The organism is Winogradskyella sp., from assembly GCF_013213835.1.
Classification (GTDB): Bacteria; Bacteroidota; Bacteroidia; order Flavobacteriales; family Flavobacteriaceae; genus Winogradskyella.
Genome location: NZ_JABSSU010000004.1, coordinates 511,683 through 529,829 on the forward strand (window position 1 = coordinate 511,683; position 18,147 = coordinate 529,829).

11 protein-coding genes are annotated in these 18,147 nt (G+C 33.6%); 4 read left to right on the forward strand and 7 right to left on the reverse strand.

Annotation, left to right across the window (positions count from 1 at the left end; translation table 11 throughout):
- Positions 1–56: 56 nt before the first annotated feature.
- On the forward strand, positions 57–1,691 hold the full coding sequence (locus HRU50_RS08170; protein WP_296350029.1) for an ABC-F family ATP-binding cassette domain-containing protein: 1,635 nt from the start codon (positions 57–59) through the stop codon (positions 1,689–1,691).
- A gap of 88 nt (positions 1,692–1,779) precedes the next feature.
- Positions 1,780–3,735: a YgiQ family radical SAM protein gene (locus HRU50_RS08175; protein ID WP_296350030.1), complete on the forward strand. Its 1,956-nt coding sequence runs from the start codon at positions 1,780–1,782 to the stop codon at positions 3,733–3,735.
- A gap of 3 nt (positions 3,736–3,738) precedes the next feature.
- Here the strand turns inward: HRU50_RS08175 and polA are convergent, their stop codons facing one another.
- Entirely contained in the window at positions 3,739–6,582 is a 2,844-nt protein-coding gene (gene polA / locus HRU50_RS08180; RefSeq protein ID WP_296350033.1) for a DNA polymerase I, read from the reverse strand.
- A gap of 364 nt (positions 6,583–6,946) precedes the next feature.
- Here polA and HRU50_RS08185 point away from each other — a divergent pair, with 364 nt between their 5' ends.
- A complete protein-coding gene (locus HRU50_RS08185; RefSeq protein WP_296350035.1) occupies positions 6,947–8,878 on the forward strand; it encodes a histidine kinase dimerization/phosphoacceptor domain -containing protein in 1,932 nt (643 codons plus the stop codon).
- On the opposite strand, the gene HRU50_RS08190 is transcribed toward HRU50_RS08185, so the two are convergent.
- A complete protein-coding gene (locus tag HRU50_RS08190; RefSeq protein ID WP_296350037.1) occupies positions 8,871–9,485 on the reverse strand; it encodes a response regulator in 615 nt (204 codons plus the stop codon). The two genes, HRU50_RS08185 and HRU50_RS08190, sit on opposite strands and share 8 nt — an antisense overlap.
- Before the next feature lie 134 nt (positions 9,486–9,619).
- Positions 9,620–9,886: a hypothetical protein gene (locus HRU50_RS08195; RefSeq protein ID WP_296350039.1), complete on the reverse strand. Its 267-nt coding sequence runs from the start codon at positions 9,884–9,886 to the stop codon at positions 9,620–9,622.
- A 279-nt stretch (positions 9,887–10,165) separates the two neighbouring features.
- On the opposite strand from HRU50_RS08195, the gene HRU50_RS08200 reads away from it, so the two are divergent.
- Complete coding sequence (locus HRU50_RS08200; protein ID WP_296350041.1) at positions 10,166–11,578, forward strand: aldehyde dehydrogenase family protein; 1,413 nt, start codon at positions 10,166–10,168, stop codon at positions 11,576–11,578.
- On the opposite strand, the gene HRU50_RS08205 is transcribed toward HRU50_RS08200, so the two are convergent.
- Genes HRU50_RS08205 through HRU50_RS08220 form a run of 4 tightly spaced genes read right to left on the reverse strand, consistent with a single transcriptional unit; the run spans position 11,575 to position 18,065 of the window.
- On the reverse strand, positions 11,575–12,582 hold the full coding sequence (locus HRU50_RS08205; protein ID WP_296350043.1) for an isoaspartyl peptidase/L-asparaginase family protein: 1,008 nt from the start codon (positions 12,580–12,582) through the stop codon (positions 11,575–11,577). The two genes, HRU50_RS08200 and HRU50_RS08205, sit on opposite strands and share 4 nt — an antisense overlap.
- 21 nt (positions 12,583–12,603) lie before the next feature.
- Positions 12,604–14,277 (reverse strand): MFS transporter, encoded by a 1,674-nt coding sequence (locus HRU50_RS08210; RefSeq protein WP_296350045.1) that lies wholly within the window; start codon positions 14,275–14,277, stop codon positions 12,604–12,606.
- Between the two features lie 8 nt (positions 14,278–14,285).
- Positions 14,286–15,110, reverse strand: a complete 825-nt coding sequence (locus tag HRU50_RS08215; protein ID WP_296350047.1) for a hypothetical protein — start codon at positions 15,108–15,110, stop codon at positions 14,286–14,288.
- A gap of 9 nt (positions 15,111–15,119) precedes the next feature.
- On the reverse strand, positions 15,120–18,065 hold the full coding sequence (locus tag HRU50_RS08220) for a GH92 family glycosyl hydrolase (protein ID WP_296350049.1): 2,946 nt from the start codon (positions 18,063–18,065) through the stop codon (positions 15,120–15,122).
- Positions 18,066–18,147 lie beyond the last annotated feature (82 nt).

The following is an 18,147-nucleotide window of genomic DNA, read 5'->3' on the forward strand; positions in this document are numbered from 1 at the left end:
AAATCAAAGATTTATATTTCGGCTTTTAGTAGTTTTGCGGCTTTAAATATGAAGCTATGATTTCTGTAGATAATTTATGTGTAGAGTTTAGTGGGCAAACCTTGTTTAGTGACGTGTCTTTCACCATAAACGAGAATGATAAAATTGCCTTAATGGGTAAGAATGGTGCAGGAAAATCTACAATGATGAAGATAATTGCAGGTGTTCAAAATCCAACTAAAGGAAATGTTCGTTCAGCAAAAGATGCTGTAATTGCTTACTTGCCTCAGCATTTGTTGACAGAAGACAATACTACTGTTTTAGAAGAAGCATCAAAAGCCTTTAGTCACGTGTTTAAAATGCGTGACGAGATGGAAGCTTTAAATAAACAACTCGAAACTCGAACCGATTACGAATCGGATGAGTATATGAAAATCATTGAGCGTGTTTCAGATTTAGGCGAAAAATACTATGCCTTAGAAGAAGTTAATTATACTGCCGAAGTTGAAAAAGCACTTAAAGGTTTAGGTTTTAAACAAGACGATTTTAACAGACCAACAAGCGAGTTTTCTGGTGGATGGCGAATGCGAATAGAATTGGCTAAAATTTTACTTCAAAAACCAGATTTAATTCTGTTAGATGAGCCAACAAACCATATAGACATAGAATCTGTAATTTGGTTAGAAGACTTTTTAGTCAACAAAGCCAAAGCCGTTATTGTTATCTCACACGACAGAGCGTTTGTAGATAATATTACCAACAGAACTATCGAAGTTACAATGGGTCGTATTTATGATTACAAAGCTAATTATTCGCATTATTTACAATTGCGTGAAGAACGACGCACGCATCAAATAAAAGCCTACCAAGAACAGCAAAAGTTTATTGCAGATAATATGGCGTTTATTGAACGTTTTAAAGGCACCTATTCTAAAACCAATCAAGTAGCATCACGAGAACGTATGCTAGAGAAATTAGAAATTATTGAAATAGATGAAATTGATACTTCTGCATTAAAATTACGTTTCCCAAAAACTCAACGTTCAGGCGATTATCCTGTAACTGTAAAAGAGGTTTCCAAATCATACGACGAGCACGTGGTGTTTAAAAATACAAATATGTCTATTTCTAGAGGCGAAAAAGTATGCTTTGTTGGAAGAAATGGTGAAGGAAAATCTACGATGATAAAGGCCATTTTAGGCGAAATTGATGTTGAAGGCACCTGCGCTTTAGGACATAATGTGCAAGTCGGTTATTTTGCTCAAAATCAGGCTGCACTTTTGGACGAAGAACTAACGATTTTTCAGACAGTAGATGAGGTTGCAAAAGGAGATGTGCGTACACAAATAAAAAATATTCTAGGTCGTTTTATGTTTAAAGGCGATGATATTGATAAAAAAGTAGGTGTGCTTTCTGGTGGTGAAAAAACCAGATTGGCTATGGTGAAATTATTGTTAGAGCCTGTAAATTTGTTGATTCTGGATGAGCCAACCAATCATCTCGATTTAAAATCTAAAGATGTGTTAAAAGAAGCGTTAAAAGCGTTTGACGGAACATTGATACTGGTATCTCACGACCGTGATTTTCTTCAAGGTTTGTCTAAAAAGGTATTCGAATTTAAAGACAAGCGTGTTATTGAGCATTTTGAAACCATAGATGATTTCTTAGCTAGAAACCGAATAGAAAACTTGAAGGCTTTAGATTTAGCCTAGTATACTATTTTTCATACTGAATTGGTACTGTGTGGTTTAACACATTTTACGCCATTTAAATTACTTTTCTAATTACCTTTGCACAGTTATGCGAGAAGAATTAAGACTTTCAGATTGGTTGCCCACTACAAACAAGGAAGTTAAGATACGTGGTTGGGATGAGTTAGATGTTATATTATTTAGTGGAGATGCTTATGTAGACCATCCGTCATTTGGTCCTGCTGTGATTGGTCGAATTTTGGAAAGTTACGGTTTACGAGTAGCGATTGTGCCTCAGCCAAACGTTAATGATAATCTTCAAGATTTTGTAAAACTTGGTGCGCCAAAACTGTTTTTTGGTGTTACAGGTGGTTGTATGGACCCAATGATTAGCAATTATAATGCTAACAAGAAACGTCGTGATAAAGATGCATACACGCCTAATGGAGACATTGGTTTTAGACCAGATTATGCAACAACTGTTTACACCAAAATTCTAAAAGAAAAATGGCCAGATGTTCCAGTTTTAATAGGTGGAATTGAAGCGTCTTTACGTCGTGTAACGCACTACGATTATTGGAGTGACCAATTAATGCCAACCATTCTTGAAAGCTCTAAAGCAGATATGCTGGTTTACGGAATGGGAGAACAACCATTACGAGAAGTGGTGCGTTTGCTTCAAAAAGGTGTACCGTTTTCAAGTATTACAACTGTAAAACAAACAGCTGTGTTATTAAATGCCGAAGCATCTATCCCAAAGAATAAAAACTGGGAAGATGTTGAAATCTCTTCACATGAGGTATGTTTGAAAGATAAGAAAGCATATGCGTCTAATTTTAAAGTAATAGAGCAGGAAAGTAATAAGTTGTATGCAAGACGTATTTTTCAAAAGGTTAACAATAAGACCTTGATGATTAATCCGCCTTTTCCAACTATGACAGAAAAGGAAATTGATGCCTCTTTTGAGTTGCCTTACACTCGAATGCCTCATCCAAAGTATAACAAACGAGGACCAATTCCTGCGTATGAAATGATTAAGTTTTCAATCAATATTCATCGTGGTTGTTTTGGTGGTTGTAGTTTTTGTACTATTTCTGCACATCAAGGAAAATTTATTGCATCTAGAAGTCAAGAGTCGGTTTTAAGAGAAGTTGATACGGTCGCGAATATGCCAGATTTTAAAGGGTATCTTTCAGATATTGGTGGGCCAAGTGCTAATATGTACAAAATGAAAGGAAAGGTTCAAGAAATATGCGATAAGTGTGTTGCACCAAGTTGTATTTCGCCTGTAATTTGTAGTAATCTAGATACATCTCATAAACCTTTAACCGATTTATACCAAGCTGTAGATAGTCATCCTAAAGTGAAAAAATCATTTATAGGAAGTGGTATTCGTCACGATATGTTGGTGCCTGAGTTCAATAAAAATGCTGATCCTAAAGAACTCGATGATTATACTGAAGAAGTAATGACCAAACATGTTTCTGGACGTTTAAAAGTAGCGCCAGAACATACAAGCGATCCAGTTTTAAAACTGATGCGTAAGCCATCATTCAGTTATTTTCATAAGTTTAAAGAACGTTTCGATAGAATTAACGTGAAGAATAAGTTGAAACTTCAGCTTATACCATATTTTATTTCAAATCATCCAGCTTGTGAAGCTGAAGATATGGCTAATCTTGCTGCTGAAACTAAAGATATGGGCTTTCAGCTAGAGCAAGTTCAAGGGTTCACACCAACACCAATGACAGTGGCTACTGTAATCTATTATAGTGGTTATCACCCATATACTTTAAAAAAGGTAAAAACACCTAAAACACGAAAAGAAAAAGATGAACAACATCGTTTTTTCTTCTGGTATAAGGATGAAAATAAAGCTTGGATACGTAATACGTTGAATAAGCTTGGACGTCAAGATTTATTAAATGTGTTGCTTCCTAAAAAGGATGAAAAGTGGCGTAAAAATAAGCCTGGAAAACCCAAACATACCTATAATGATGCGGTACCTTTTAACCAACGAAAAGAAAAGGTGAAGTATAAAAGTAAGAAGAAAAAGAGGCGTTAATTCTTAATGTGCTTCCAACCAATTATCACCAATATCTAAATCAACATCTAATGGGACGTCTAGTTTATAAGCGTTTTCCATCTCGTGTTTGATTAATGTTTTGATGGCTTCTAATTCAGGTTTATAAACGTCAAAAACTAATTCATCGTGCACTTGTAGAAGCATTTTTGTTTTAAAGTCACCTTCATTTAGTTTTTGATGAATATTAATCATTGCAATTTTAATAATATCTGCAGCACTGCCTTGTATTGGTGCATTTACGGCATTTCGTTCTGCAGCACCTCTAACCACAGCATTACGTGAGTTGATGTCTTTTAAATAACGACGACGTCCTAAAACGGTTTGCACATAACCATTATCTCTTGCAAAATCGACTTGGTCTTGAATGTAGTTTCGCAGTTTAGGATATGTTGCGTAATAGGTGTCAATTAGCTCTTTAGACTCACTTCTGGTAAGGTTGGTCTGATTACTCAAACCAAAAGCAGAAACCCCATAGATGATTCCAAAATTAACCGTTTTGGCATTGCTACGTTGTTCGCGAGTGACTTCAGAAATAGGAACATTAAACACTCTTGAGGCCGTGGAAGCATGAATGTCTTCTCCTTGTTTAAAGGCTTCAATCATTGTTTCTTCTTTACTTAACGCGGCAATGATTCTAAGTTCTATCTGACTGTAATCAGCAGCTAAAAGTGTATGTTCTTCATCTCTAGGAACAAAAGCTTTTCTAACTTGACGACCACGTTCTGTACGAATAGGAATGTTCTGAAGGTTAGGATTGTTGCTACTCAATCGTCCTGTGGCTGCAACAGTTTGCATATAATCTGTATGAACGCGACCTGTTTGTTCTAATACTTGCGTTGGTAAAGCATCAACATAAGTGCTTTTAAGTTTAGAAAGTCCTCTAAAATCTAGCACGTTTTGAATGATATCGTGGTCTTTGGCTAAATAGCTTAATATATCCTCGGAAGTAGAATATTGACCTGTTTTAGTCTTTTTAGGCTTGTCAACTAATTTTAGTTTTTCAAACAAAATTACACCTAATTGCTTTGGTGATGCAATGTTGAATTCTTCACCAGCAGCTTCATAAATCTTCTTTTCAAGCGAAGTAATATCATTAGTTAATTCTTCTGAAAGTGAATTTAAAAATGCCTTATCTAAGTTGATACCTTCTAATTCCATATCAGCTAAAACACGAAGCAAAGGCACTTCAATATCATCAAATAATTTTTGGGTGTTGGCTTCGCCAAGTTCCTTTTCAAAATGCTCTTTAAGCTGTAGAGTGATGTCTGCATCTTCAACAGCATAGTCGGTTTGTTTTTCCAGAGGGACATCTCGCATCGAGAGTTGATTTTTACCTTTTTTACCAATTAAGGTTTCAATAGAAATAGGTGTGTAGTTGAGGTACGTTTCAGATAATACATCCATATTGTGTCGCATATCTGGATTGATAAGATAATGCGCTAACATAGTGTCAAACAGTTTACCTTTGACTTCAATATTGTATTTGGCTAACACCTTAATATCATATTTAAGATTCTGACCAATTTTCTCGATGTTTTCATTTTCAAAAAACGGTCGAAGGATTTCAATTAACTCTTGAGCTTCGGTTTTGTCCTCAGGAAATGGAATGTAAAATCCCTTTCCTGTTTCCCAAGAAAAGGCAATACCAACCAATTCTGCTGTAAGCGGATTGAGTCCTGTAGTTTCGGTATCAAAACAAACAGGCGTTTGATTCAGCAAGTTTTTTACAAAAAGTTTGGTTGCCATACCTGAAGCGACACTTTGGTAAAAATGTGATGTGGTTTCCGCCGTTTTTCTGGTGTATTCTGAAGTTACTTCAGCAGCATTTGCATCGTCATTTCCAAACAAAGAAAATTGTCCGGCACCAGCTGAGGTAGATTTTTCTGCAGCTTTCACAGAAGTATTCGTACTAGGTTTTTCCGTAGTTTTTGCTTGAGGTGTCTCGACAGCAAATGTTTTAATGAAATTATCAGTTAATCGTCTAAACTCAAGATTAGTGAAAATCTCTTTTACCTTTTCAATATCAGGCTGGTCTAGTGTAAAATCTTTGGCGTCGAAGGTTACAGGAACATCAAGCATTATAGTAGCTAGTTTCTTAGAAAGCATACCAAGCTCAGCATTGGCTTCAACCTTTTCTTTCATTTTGCCTTTTAGCTGGTCTGTATTGGCAAGTAAGCCTTCCATACTACCAAATTGGTTGATGAATTTTTTTGCTGTTTTGTCACCAACACCTGGCAATCCAGGTATGTTATCACTGGCGTCACCCATCATACCTAAAAAGTCAATAACTTGTTCTGGTGTTTGTACTTCAAACTTCTTTTGAACTTCTGGAATTCCCCAAGTTTCATATCCACCGCCAAATACTGGTCTGTACATAAAAATATTATCGGTCACTAATTGTGCAAAGTCCTTATCTGGGGTTACCATAAATACTTTGTAGCCTTCTTTTTCTGCTTGTCTAGAAAGTGTTCCGATAACATCATCTGCTTCAAAACCTTCTTTGACCATAATCGGAATATGCATGGCTTTTAAAATTTCATAGATGTAAGGTATAGCAGTTTTAATACCTTCTGGTGTTTCATCTCTATTGGCTTTGTAAGCTTCAAACATTTCAACTCTATCAACGCTTCCACCTTTATCAAAACAGACCGCTAAATGATCTGGTCGCTCACGTTTTATGACATCTAAAAGAGAATTCATAAAACCCATTATAGCTGAAGTATCTTCACCTTTACTATTGATTCTTGGGTTTTTTATAAAGGCATAGTAGCCACGAAATATTAATGCATAAGCATCAACTAAAAAGAGTCTTTTTTGATCTGACATTAGTATGAGTTTGAAAGAAACTCAAAGCTACAAAAGTTAAATGGAGGTAAAGCTAATTTTGATAAAAATGTGTAAATCCGAGTGATTTTTATGACTGCGAATCGCAACAATATGTTGTATCACCCTTATTTGTAACCCTTAAAAATGACATTGAATACAATTTGTTCCACAAAATCACTCGGATTTACACACTAGTTAAAGAGAATAAAAAAGAGCATATTCTTTAACTAAAGATGTATACTCTTTTTATGTTTGATTAATAGCTAAAACAAATATCAGCTATTATGTAGTTTTTGTTTTCATACTTATGGGTGATTTTTAAAAATTATGGTTTTTTATATTTGTTAAAGTCAGCGAGCTTATAATGGTTTTTAATCGATTTTTTCTATATAATTTTTTAATATGTTTTTGTCTATTTTCATTTGGGCAAGAACCTGGAGCGAATAGATATGCTGATAGTCTACAAAATATCATTGATTCAACTAGTGATGTAAAATTTATTAAAAAGCAAAAATTTTTATTAGGTCGGTATTTTGAAGAAAGAGACCCTGAGTATGCTAAAGAAATTGGTCTTGATTTAATTGAAAACTATGTCAAGAAAGACGATAGTGTTGGGTTAAGAAAGGCATATTACATTTTGGGCTCTAGTCATAATATGCTAGGAGATTTCAAAACTGCTTTAAAATATTATAGCAAAATTTATTTGTTTTCAAAAGGCCGCAAAGATTCATTAGATATTGCATTAAGTGGACACCTACTAGGGAATATTTACATGGCTATTGGTAATATGACGCTGTCTCAAGATTATTTACTTGAAGCTTCATTTATCTATAATAAATTAGGAAATAACGCTCAAAAAGCTGGTATTGGTAATTCGTTAGCTAGTTTTTATTCTGATTTGGAGCAACCTTTAAAGGCTGAAAAAGAATACCTAAAGGCTTTGAGTGCATTTAAAAAACTTAATGACAGTATGGGTATGGCACATATTCATGCCAACTTAGGATTGCTTTACACTGAAATGAGCCGATTTACAGAAGCTGAATTTCACTTGCTTAAAGAAAGAGGTCTTAATGCAGCTTTTCCTACGCTCACCGAAATGGGATATCATCATGATTATTTTGGATATTTAAGACAGCATGAAGGACGGTATGAAGAAGCTTATAAAGCATACCTAAAATCATATGAAATTAGAAAAAACTTGGCAAGCACTTATGATATTTGTGAGTCAGCAATAAGTATTGCGGAAATTTTAATTTTATTAAATAGACCAAAAGAAGCACTTAAGTATCTAAATAAAGTATTTGAATATGAAGAACATCAGTCTTTACATCAACAAGAACGCGCCCACAGGCTTCTCTCTAAGGCATACGAAAATATAGGTGCTTATAAAACTTCAATTAAACATCATAAGCTGTTAAAAGTAATTAGTGATTCTATTTATTCCAAAACATCTTTACAAACTATAGCTGATAAAGATGCTAAATACGAAAAACAGAAAAAAGATTCCGAAATCTTATTACTCAGCAAAGAGAAGAAGATTTTAGAGTCGGAAGCATCAAAATCGAGGATAGTTAGAGGTATTGCCATATTTGTTATTGTTATCCTACTTGTTGGAGGAGTACTTTTACTTTGGTTTAATTCAAAAATAAATAACAAGAATAAAATTATTTCAAATGCTTTAAAAGATAAAGAATTGTTATTGCACGAAACACATCATAGGGTAAAGAATAATCTTCAAATGATTTCTAGTCTACTCAATTTACAATCTAATTATGTGAGAGATGATAGTGCCCGTGAAGTTCTTAAGAACAATCAAAATCGTATTTATTCATTAGCTATTCTTCATAAGAATATATATAACGGTGATAGTTTGAGTACAGTAAACATACAAACTTATTTTGAAGGTTTGGTGGATAATATTTTTAGTGCATTTGAAAAGACAACTGCAAATATTATTGTAAATATTGAGGCAAAGAATGTGTTCATGAATTTTGAAAGTGCTATTTCTGTGGGATTAATAGTAAACGAGATAATAGGTAACTCTGTTAAACATGCCTTTCCTGACCAAGCAATAGTTTCGCCTAAAATTAATTTAGTTTGTGAAGAAATAAATGGCTTATACCAAATTGAAATAAAGGATAACGGCGTTGGATACGATATGGCTAACAGGCAAAGTGAGGAATCGTTTGGTCTAAAGCTCGTTGAGCTGTTCAGTAGTAAGCTAAACGGTAAGGTGAGTATAAAGAGCAATAAAGGTGTTATATTTAAGATAGATTTTCAAAAGCAATCTACTTAAGGAGTTCTTTCAACAAAGTTATAGTTTCAAGTCTAGTATTGGTATTCATTTTCTCGTAGATATTCTTTATATGTGTTTTAATGGTATTAATACTTACAAATTGAACATCAGCTAACTGTTGATTGGTTTTTCCTTGATATAAGCCTTCTAAGGTTTCAAATTCTTTTTGTGTTAATGGAGTTTTAATTCGTTTATTTATTTCATCCTTTTTGAGTACTACAGGCATCATGAATCGAGCATAATTATACAGTGCAATTTCTAAAGTAGAAAATAGTTCTTTATCCCTAAATGGTTTTACAATATAACCCATAGGAGTGGTTGTTTTGGCAGCATCAATTATTTTTTTACCTGAATAGGAGGTAACATAGATAAATGGTATTCTGTGTTTAATATTAATATGATTAGCAACATCAAATCCTTCAAACTCACCTTCTAAATTAATATCAAGTAGAACTAAATCAGGTTGTAATGCGTCAATTTTATTGATGGCATCTACCTTATTATATGAGATAGCGACAGTGTCATAATTAGCATTAGTAAGCATTTGCTTTATATCCTCGCAAATAATTGGATCATCTTCAACTATGATAACACGAATTTTAGACATATTCTTAATGATAATTACCGTTGCTAAAATACCAATTTATAGTTTTCATGATAATACTTTGAATATTAGAATCCTACTTGCAAAAAAAAGCCGAAACAATTGTTCCGGCTCCTTTATTGGTTAATAGCATGTATTTAGCAAAGCTTTACAGTCTTTACTTTTATTTGTAAACTTTTTCTATAAGCTTTGATACTTATGATTTCGTTACTTTTTTTACGGTTAATTTTTAAAACTTTAGCCTTCATTTTTGCTGAAACAGAAACTTTAGCTGTTGCAACTGTTTCTTCTTTAATAGTTTCAACTAGCTCAGTATCATTATTTAAAGCAACTTCGTTATTTTGTTGTGCGAAACCTGCTAATGACATTGTTAAAAATAATATGATAACTACAGCTTTTTTCATAATTTTAAGGGGCATTTGTGTCTTAATTACACTTCAAAGTAACAACCGAAACCTTCTTGATATTGAATAATTTGGACGAAAACAGCTGGAAATTAGATAATATGAATGCCGTTACAGAAAACATCGACGAAATACACAAAATGAGCTCTGAGCCCAGTAAATACGGGAAAAATATCGGTAAAAAATTAAGAAATATAGGTAAAATGTAGGTCTATGTAGAAAATGTCGATGAAATGCACACCTTAAAACCGTTTAACCATAAAAATTACATTTTATTCCATGGCAGATTTTGGAAATAACCCATATTACCAACTTTTTATCAAGCAAAAGAATAACCAGTACAACATAGGGAACACTACTCGATCTGAAAGAGTAGAAAAGCTTAATAAATTAAAAAAAGCATTAGAAGTTACCTATAGAGGTGACATTGCTAAGGCATTACATAAAGATTTAGGTAAACCAACTGTAGAAGCTGAACTTACGGAGATATATCAAATTTTAGGTGAAATTAAATTTGCTAAGGCAAATTTGCATAAGTGGATGCGCAACCAAAAAGTAACAACTCCAATGGCTTTAATAGGGTCTAGTTCCTATTATAAATATGAACCCAAAGGTGTGTGTTTAATTATTTCGCCCTGGAATTTTCCTTTCAATCTTACATTTGGGCCATTGGTTTCTGCCATAGCAGCTGGTAATACAGCTATTATTAAGCCTTCTGAAATGACATCTAATTCATCAGCATTAATGGCAAAGATTGTAAAAGATATTTTCACAGAGGATGAGGTTGCATTGGTAGAAGGCGAAGTTGAAACATCAACTCAGTTATTACAATTACCATTTAATCATATCTTTTTTACTGGTTCGCCAAACGTTGGTAAAATTATTATGGCAGCCGCTGCAAAACACCTCGCGTCCGTAACGCTAGAGTTAGGTGGAAAATCTCCAACTATCATTGATAAAACAGCAAATCTAAATAAAGCTGCAAAGCGCATTATGTGGGGGAAATTTGTGAATGCAGGCCAGATATGTGTTGCACCAGACTACATATTAATAGACCAACAAGTTGAAGATGAATTTAAAGGACTTTGCTCAAAATGGGTTAAAACGTTCTTTACAGAAAACCAAAAAGACTCTAACTCATATAGCAGAATAGTTAACAATAGGCATTTTAAAAGATTACAAGCACATTTAGAAAATGCGAAGCATTACAATGCAAATTTTGTATTTGGTGGTGATACTGATGAGAATATAAACTTCGTAGAACCGACATTGGTTTCTAATCTCAATCAAGAAGCTACGTTATTGCACGATGAGATATTTGGACCCATACTACCTATTGTTACCTATAAAACTTTAGTGGAAGCATTAGATTACATTAACTCTAAAGAACGACCTTTAGCTTTATATATATATAGCAAAAGTAGCACTAACATTGAAAAGGTCGTAAATAATACACGTGCCGGAAGTACATGTATTAATAATAATGTGGTACAATACTCCAATCATCATTTACCATTTGGCGGTATAAATAATAGTGGTATAGGAAAAAGTCATGGATATTACGGTTTTAAAGCATTTAGTAATATGCGCGCTACAATAAAGCAGAATACTATGGGTATTAATGAATTGTTATTTCCTCCTTACACTAATTTTAAAGAGAAATTGGCAAAGTTAACAGTAAAGTGGTTTTAGACCTTATTGTAGTAATCTGACTGAATTTGTTTGTTTACACCATTTTGAAATTTAGTCATACTGAACCATTGGTGTATTGAGTAGCTTCCTGTTTTACCTTTTTTATTTACGGCAATATAACCCACTTGAAAGTTTTTATAGTTACTATTAGGTTTATCTACTATACGTTTTATAGCTTCTTCACAAGCTTGCTGAGGCGTTTTTCCTTGACGCATGAGTTCGACCACTAAAAAGCTTCCTACGGTTTTTACTACTTCTTCACCTAATCCGGTAGCGACGCAAGCACCAATTTCGTTATCTACAAACAGTCCAGAACCAATAATTGGACTATCACCAACACGCCCACCCATTTTATAGGCTAAACCACTTGTGGTACATGCACCCGAAATATCACCATTTTTATCTATGGCTAGCATACCAATAGTATCATGATTTTCTATATTTATAATTGGTTTATACTCGGCTTCAACTTTCCATTTTTCCCAAGCTACTTTTGAAGCTTCGGTCAATAGATTTTCTGGTTTAAATCCTTTTGAAATAGCAAATTGTTTGGCACCTTCACCAGCAAGCATTACATGTGGAGTATCTTCCATTACTTTCCTCGCAACAGATACAGCATGCGTAATGTTTTGAAGATATACTACTGAGCCACAATTACCATACTTATCCATAATACAGGCGTCTAAAGTCACATTGCCATCTCTGTCTGGTAAGCCGCCTTTACCTACTGATTGTCCTTTCTCATTCGCTTCTTCAACTCTACAGCCTTGTTCAACGGCATCCAAAGCATTACCGCCAGCTTGTAATACTTGCATGGCTTTTGCCGTGGCTTCCTTAACATGCCACGTGGCAATAACTAATGGTACGTTTTTAGTATTGACAATGGTATTTGTTTCTACTTCTGAGGCATCGTTGTTATTATCATTACAACTCACCAAAGTGTTAGGTAAAGTTAGTCCTGCTCCTGTTAATGCAGTTTGTTTAATGAATTTTCTTCTGTCCATATGATCTAAATTGAGTCATTATTAATACTCAACACCTTGTTTATCTAAGACTGTTTTAGCTCTAAAAGCATAAAATAATAAGTAAGCAAAACAAGCTACTGCAATCCAATAAGAAGATTGAATGCTAAATACGTCAGCAAGTTTTCCTTGTACAGGCGGAATAATAGCACCTCCTAATATCATCATAATTAAAAAAGCAGATCCTTGAGATGTATATTTACCTAATCCTGCAATGCTTAATGTGAAGATGCATGGCCACATTATTGAACAGAATAAACCACCAGATAAGAATGCGAATAAAGCCACATTACCAGATCCAAATAAGCCAATTAACATTCCTATTACTCCTAATAGACTAAATATTTTGAGTGTTTTTACTGGTTTGTCTTTGGCTAAAAAGAATCCTATAACTTGCACAGCAATGCAGATAGCGAAAAATAGTATTTCATTTGTTGAGAATTCATTTCCAGCAATCCAGTTAACACAAAGGATTACGGCAAAGGCAACATATGGAACAATAATAAGTAGTACTTTTTTGAGACCAGTACTTGGGTTAAAAACAGTGATTGCTCCAACCCAACGGCCAATCATAAGTCCTCCCCAATACAATGAAATGTACAGTCCTAATTGAGAATCGTTTAATACAGGAAGTCCAAGTGCATTTAGGTTAGTGTCGGCCACAGGTTGTTTTAATAATTCGCCAAGGTTACTTCCGATAGTGACTTCTCCACCTACGTACATAAAAATGGCGAGCATGCCTAAAACTAATTGTGGGTATTTCATTGCGCCCCAACCTTCTGGTTTCTTACTTGCACTTGTATTAGCAATAAATACAGATACAATAACAGCAAAAAGTGCAATAAACAAGAGGATAAGTCTTGTGTTTTCGACAGCTTCTGAGGCTTCTGTATTTCCAGTATAGGTACTAAAAATATAACCGAAACAACCTAATATGATTAGAGTAAGTACAATCAATAAGTTTCTAGCTTTATTAGCAGGTTCAAAGATGGTATCAGATTTTAAGGATGGTAATTTCTTCGAAAAATAGAATAATGCAGCGGCTAGCAAGAACAATACGCCAACGCCTAAATATAGGGTTTGTACTGTCCCTAAAGTTATTTCATTATTCTTAATCATATTGGCTAGTTCATCCGTGCTCCAAGTGGCAGAACCAAAAATTACAAGACTTACTACAATAGGCCCTATAGTTGTTCCGAAGGAATTAATACCACCTGCTAGATTTAATCTGTGTGAACCTGTTTTTGGATCACCCAAAGCAATAACAAAAGGATTTGCTGCTGTTTGTTGTAATGAAAACCCTAATGCAACAATGAAATAAGCAATAAGTACGAGATAAAAAATATTGGTTTGACCTTGTTCTGCTCCTGAGGTTGAAGGATACATGACAAACGCACCAATCGCAGAAAGTAATAATCCATAGATAATACCATTTTTATAACCCCAATTATTCATAATGTCTTTTTTAATTGTGCCAGACATTATAAAGAGCATTAAAGCACCAATATAATAGGCACCATAAAATGCAAAGTCCACCAATTGCGATTGAAATTGGTCTATATTAAAATAAGTTTTACAAAATGGGATAAATACACCATTTGATGCTGCAATAAATCCCCAGAAAAAGAATACTGTCACTAGGGTTGCCAAGGCAGATTTGTTGTTTTGGTTGCTCATATTTGTGTTTAGTTAGTTTTTTTTGAATAGATTCTACATTTTATTGATTGGTCAAAGAAAGTCGAGCTTTCATAAAATTTATCAGGTATTTCAAAGCTAAATTTTTCTTCGGCTTTTTGAGTATATTTTATTCGACATTTTATGAATTTGTCCATGTCAATTCCATCTTTTTTATAGTTGCTTTTGTCTTCATTGTATGCGTCATAGAATATTTGTATAGATTCCTTATCCCATTTGTTAATTGGTTCTATAAAAATGTCTTTGAAATATAATTCAATTATTCTTTGAGCTGAGTTTAGCCCGAAAAGACCTTCATTGAACATGTCGTTGTAAAAGATATGTTTCCATTTTTTATCAGTTGTTTCCCAAAATGATAAGACATTAGAATTTTGTGTAACAGTAATCGTATCTGAGTTTTCATCCTTATATTCGATGAACTCACTATCTAGTGAGTTGGTAAATTCATATAAATTATAATTAGATTTATTCTTTTTAATTGTTTGAGTTTTTGAGTAGTTTATAATTTTAAAGTAGACGCTGTCAATTCTTTTGGTGTTACTTATTTTTTGAATAATTACCTTTTGTGATATGATATCTGAAGGTTTATATAAATTAGAAGCAATATAATTTTCAATGCTATCTAAATGTTTATATAGTTTTTCTTTGGGTATTGAATCTAACGTGTAATTCGGATAGTTTTCTAAGTACTCTTTATTAGTAAATTGATGTTTTACAAGTTTGGTAATTCTGGGTAATTCCTTTGCTAAATTAAATTTAGGTTTACAAGAGGTGATGCATAGGCCAAAACAAAATGATAAAAATATTTTATTCATAAAGTCAATTTACTTAATTGAAATTTCATCAGCAAAAATCCAGCTTTTCCCATCCATCGGATGACCAATATGCCAGATTGGTAAATTACCTAGTTTTTTTGCTACAATTTTCACGTATCGATACTTTTCTTTGGGAATTTTGAATGTTGTTGACTTAATTTTAATATTACTATTTTCCTCTGAGGCATTAATAACTTGAGATGGTAATTCTAGGAATGTTTTATTATCGGAAGAAACCAAGCATTTCACTTCTTTAGGATAAAAAATCCAAGCACCTTGATCTCTTAAAAAGTTTATTGAAATTTCTTCAACTGGCCTTTCTTTACCTAAGTCTACTGTTGCGATTAGATCTGTGTTCAAGTAACCTTGCCAACTGCCAGTGCGATAGTTTTTTGTGCTTCTAATACCATCAATTAAAGCATCATTACCGCCGGCAGAATATTGATTGGCATATTCACTTTCGAGAGTTATACTCAAATTAGGGTCTATTTTATAAAAAGGAGTAGATAAAACAGGGCTTTTAAGTTTACCTTTTTTTGCGTATAAACTTACAGTCGAGTTTTGGTTGATTGTGAATGGGTTTTGGTATAATTTAAAATCAGAATCATTAATAGCATAATATATTTGAGCTCTAGATTCTGAAGTATTAAGCTTTACAGAAGTGGAATCTCTAAATGTAATATCTCCTTTTTCGATATATGGAGAAGCTAAGATGATATGTTCTGTAATTTCTGTTTTAGGTTCTTGTCCTTCCTTGGTGCCCCAACCATATGGTTTATTAGTCATGTGAAACTCTAGCGTACCACCAGAGACAATGTCTTCATGCGAAAGATAAGTAACATCATAATTTTTACCATTAAGTTTTGCGGATTCAATATATATGTTACTTTCACTTAAATTATGTGCTACGATATTGAATTTTTTTCCGTTTTCGAGATTTATGGTGGTTTTATTAAAAAGTGGGGTGCCAATAATATACTGATTGCTTCCTGGTGTTACAGGATAAAATCCCATAGACGAAAAGACATACCACGCACTGATTTGTCCGCAATCTTCATTGCCTGAAATGCCATCTGGATCATTTTTATACAGTTCAGTTAAAATTTGATATACTTTTTCTTGAGTTTTATGTGGTTTGTTTACAAAATTATAGAGGTAGGCCATATGATGACTAGGTTCATTACCGTGTGCATATTGACCGATTAAACCTGTTATATCTGCTTGATGCCTACCAGAAGTTTCAGAATTTGCAGAGAATAATTTATCTAATTGGTGCTCTAATTCATCTTTTCCGCCTAACAATTCGATAAATCCTGAAATATCTTGAGGGACATAAAAACTATATTGCCATGCATTGGCTTCTGTATAATTAAAATTCACTTCATATGGATTAAAAGGCGAAAACCAGGTATTCCTGAAACGACCTCGCATGAATTTACTGTCTCGATCAAAAACATTTTTATAATACTGAGCACGTTGAATGTAAGTGGTATAATCTTCGGTTTTGTTCATATCCTTTGCCATCATTGCAATCGTCCAATCGTCATAAGCATATTCTAAAGTTTTTGAGACCGATTCACTTTCTTCATCAACAGGTATGAAACCATATTTTTTATAGGCTTCAAGTCCAAATTTATCTCTAGTAGATGAGTGTTTCATGGCTTCGAAGGCTTTTTCCGTATCATAATCTCTTATGCCTTTTAAATAGGCATCTGCTATGACAGGTACTGCATGATAACCAATCATACAATCGGTATAATTACCTGCTAAATCCCACATTGGCATTATGCCTCCTTCATCATATTTTGCTAAAAATGTATTTATGAAATGATTGGAGCGTTCTTCTTCAATTATAGTATATAATGGATGTGCAGCTCTATATGTATCCCAAAGCGAAAACACTGAGTAATAATCGAAATTTGCGTGATGTATCTTTAAATCCATACCACGATAACGACCATCAACATCCTGATAGCGGTTTGGTGCAATCATGGTATGATACATAGATGTGTAGAAGTTGGTTTTTTTGTCTAAATCATTACTTTCAATCACAATTTTTTCGAGTTGAGTTTCCCAGTATTGTTGAGCTTCCTTTTTAACCGTCTCAAAATCTTTTTTTCCAATTTCGGCTTCTAGATTTTTGCGAGCACCTTCTATATCTACTGCAGAAATTCCAACTTTAATAAAAATTGGTTCATTTTCAGGATTATCAAATAGGATGGCAGCTTTTTTACTTTTTGAGTCGGTATTTATTGAAGTTGTATTGCCGTCTATTTCATAAAAGACTTTCTTTATTCTTTTAGAAAACACGATGGAGTAAAATAAACGCTGATCTTTGGCCCAAGCTTCGCTATTTCTGTAACCTTCAAATCTGTCTTTTTCAGTCCAATTAATCTCATAGTCTATTAGTTTATCACGATGCTCTAAATCCAATATTAGATACTGATCTTTAGGGGAAGGATATTGATATTTATGAATACCACTGCGTAAAGTCACTGTAAGTTCTACATTGATATTAGTAGAATCTAGATGTACCTTATAAAATCCTGGTTCAGCAATTTCATTATCATGACTAAAATGAGCGCGATAGCCGGGCTTACCATCAGCTCCATTATTGAAATTTATAGCATTTGTTGGCATAAGTAAAATATCACCATAATCACTAATTCCGGTACCACTCAAATGTGTATGCGAAAAGCCATAAATATAATTGTCTGAGTAATGATAGCCAGAACAACCATCCCAGCCATCTAAGCGTGTGTCAGGGCTTAATTGTACCATACCAAATGGCATTGTTGCTCCAGGGAAAGTATGGCCATGTCCACCTGTTCCAATAAAAGTATTTACATATTTTATTAGTGGTTGATCTTTTTTAGCGCTGTTAGTGTTTGATGAATTTGTACAACTTATGATTATTATAAAAAAAGAAGAAAGAATTAATGATTTAAATCGCATTATAACAGAAAGTAATTTCCCTCTAATATACTGAAAATACTAGGCAATAATTTTCATTAAATTCTAATTTGGAAATTAGATT

Excerpts from the sequence above, each read along its gene's own strand:
- HRU50_RS08195 (WP_296350039.1), bottom strand. The coding sequence starts at position 9,886 with ATGAAAAAAGCTGTAGTTATCATATTATTTTTAACAATGTCATTAGCA.
- HRU50_RS08210 (WP_296350045.1), bottom strand. The coding sequence starts at position 14,277 with ATGAGCAACCAAAACAACAAATCTGCCTTGGCAACCCTAGTGACAGTA.
- polA (WP_296350033.1), bottom strand. The coding sequence starts at position 6,582 with ATGTCAGATCAAAAAAGACTCTTTTTAGTTGATGCTTATGCATTAATA.
- HRU50_RS08205 (WP_296350043.1), bottom strand. The coding sequence starts at position 12,582 with ATGGACAGAAGAAAATTCATTAAACAAACTGCATTAACAGGAGCAGGA.
- HRU50_RS08220 (WP_296350049.1), bottom strand. The coding sequence starts at position 18,065 with ATGCGATTTAAATCATTAATTCTTTCTTCTTTTTTTATAATAATCATA.
- HRU50_RS08170 (WP_296350029.1), top strand. The coding sequence starts at position 57 with ATGATTTCTGTAGATAATTTATGTGTAGAGTTTAGTGGGCAAACCTTG.
- HRU50_RS08175 (WP_296350030.1), top strand. The coding sequence starts at position 1,780 with ATGCGAGAAGAATTAAGACTTTCAGATTGGTTGCCCACTACAAACAAG.
- HRU50_RS08185 (WP_296350035.1), top strand. The coding sequence starts at position 6,947 with ATGGTTTTTAATCGATTTTTTCTATATAATTTTTTAATATGTTTTTGT.
- HRU50_RS08215 (WP_296350047.1), bottom strand. The coding sequence starts at position 15,110 with ATGAATAAAATATTTTTATCATTTTGTTTTGGCCTATGCATCACCTCT.
- HRU50_RS08190 (WP_296350037.1), bottom strand. The coding sequence starts at position 9,485 with ATGTCTAAAATTCGTGTTATCATAGTTGAAGATGATCCAATTATTTGC.
- HRU50_RS08200 (WP_296350041.1), top strand. The coding sequence starts at position 10,166 with ATGGCAGATTTTGGAAATAACCCATATTACCAACTTTTTATCAAGCAA.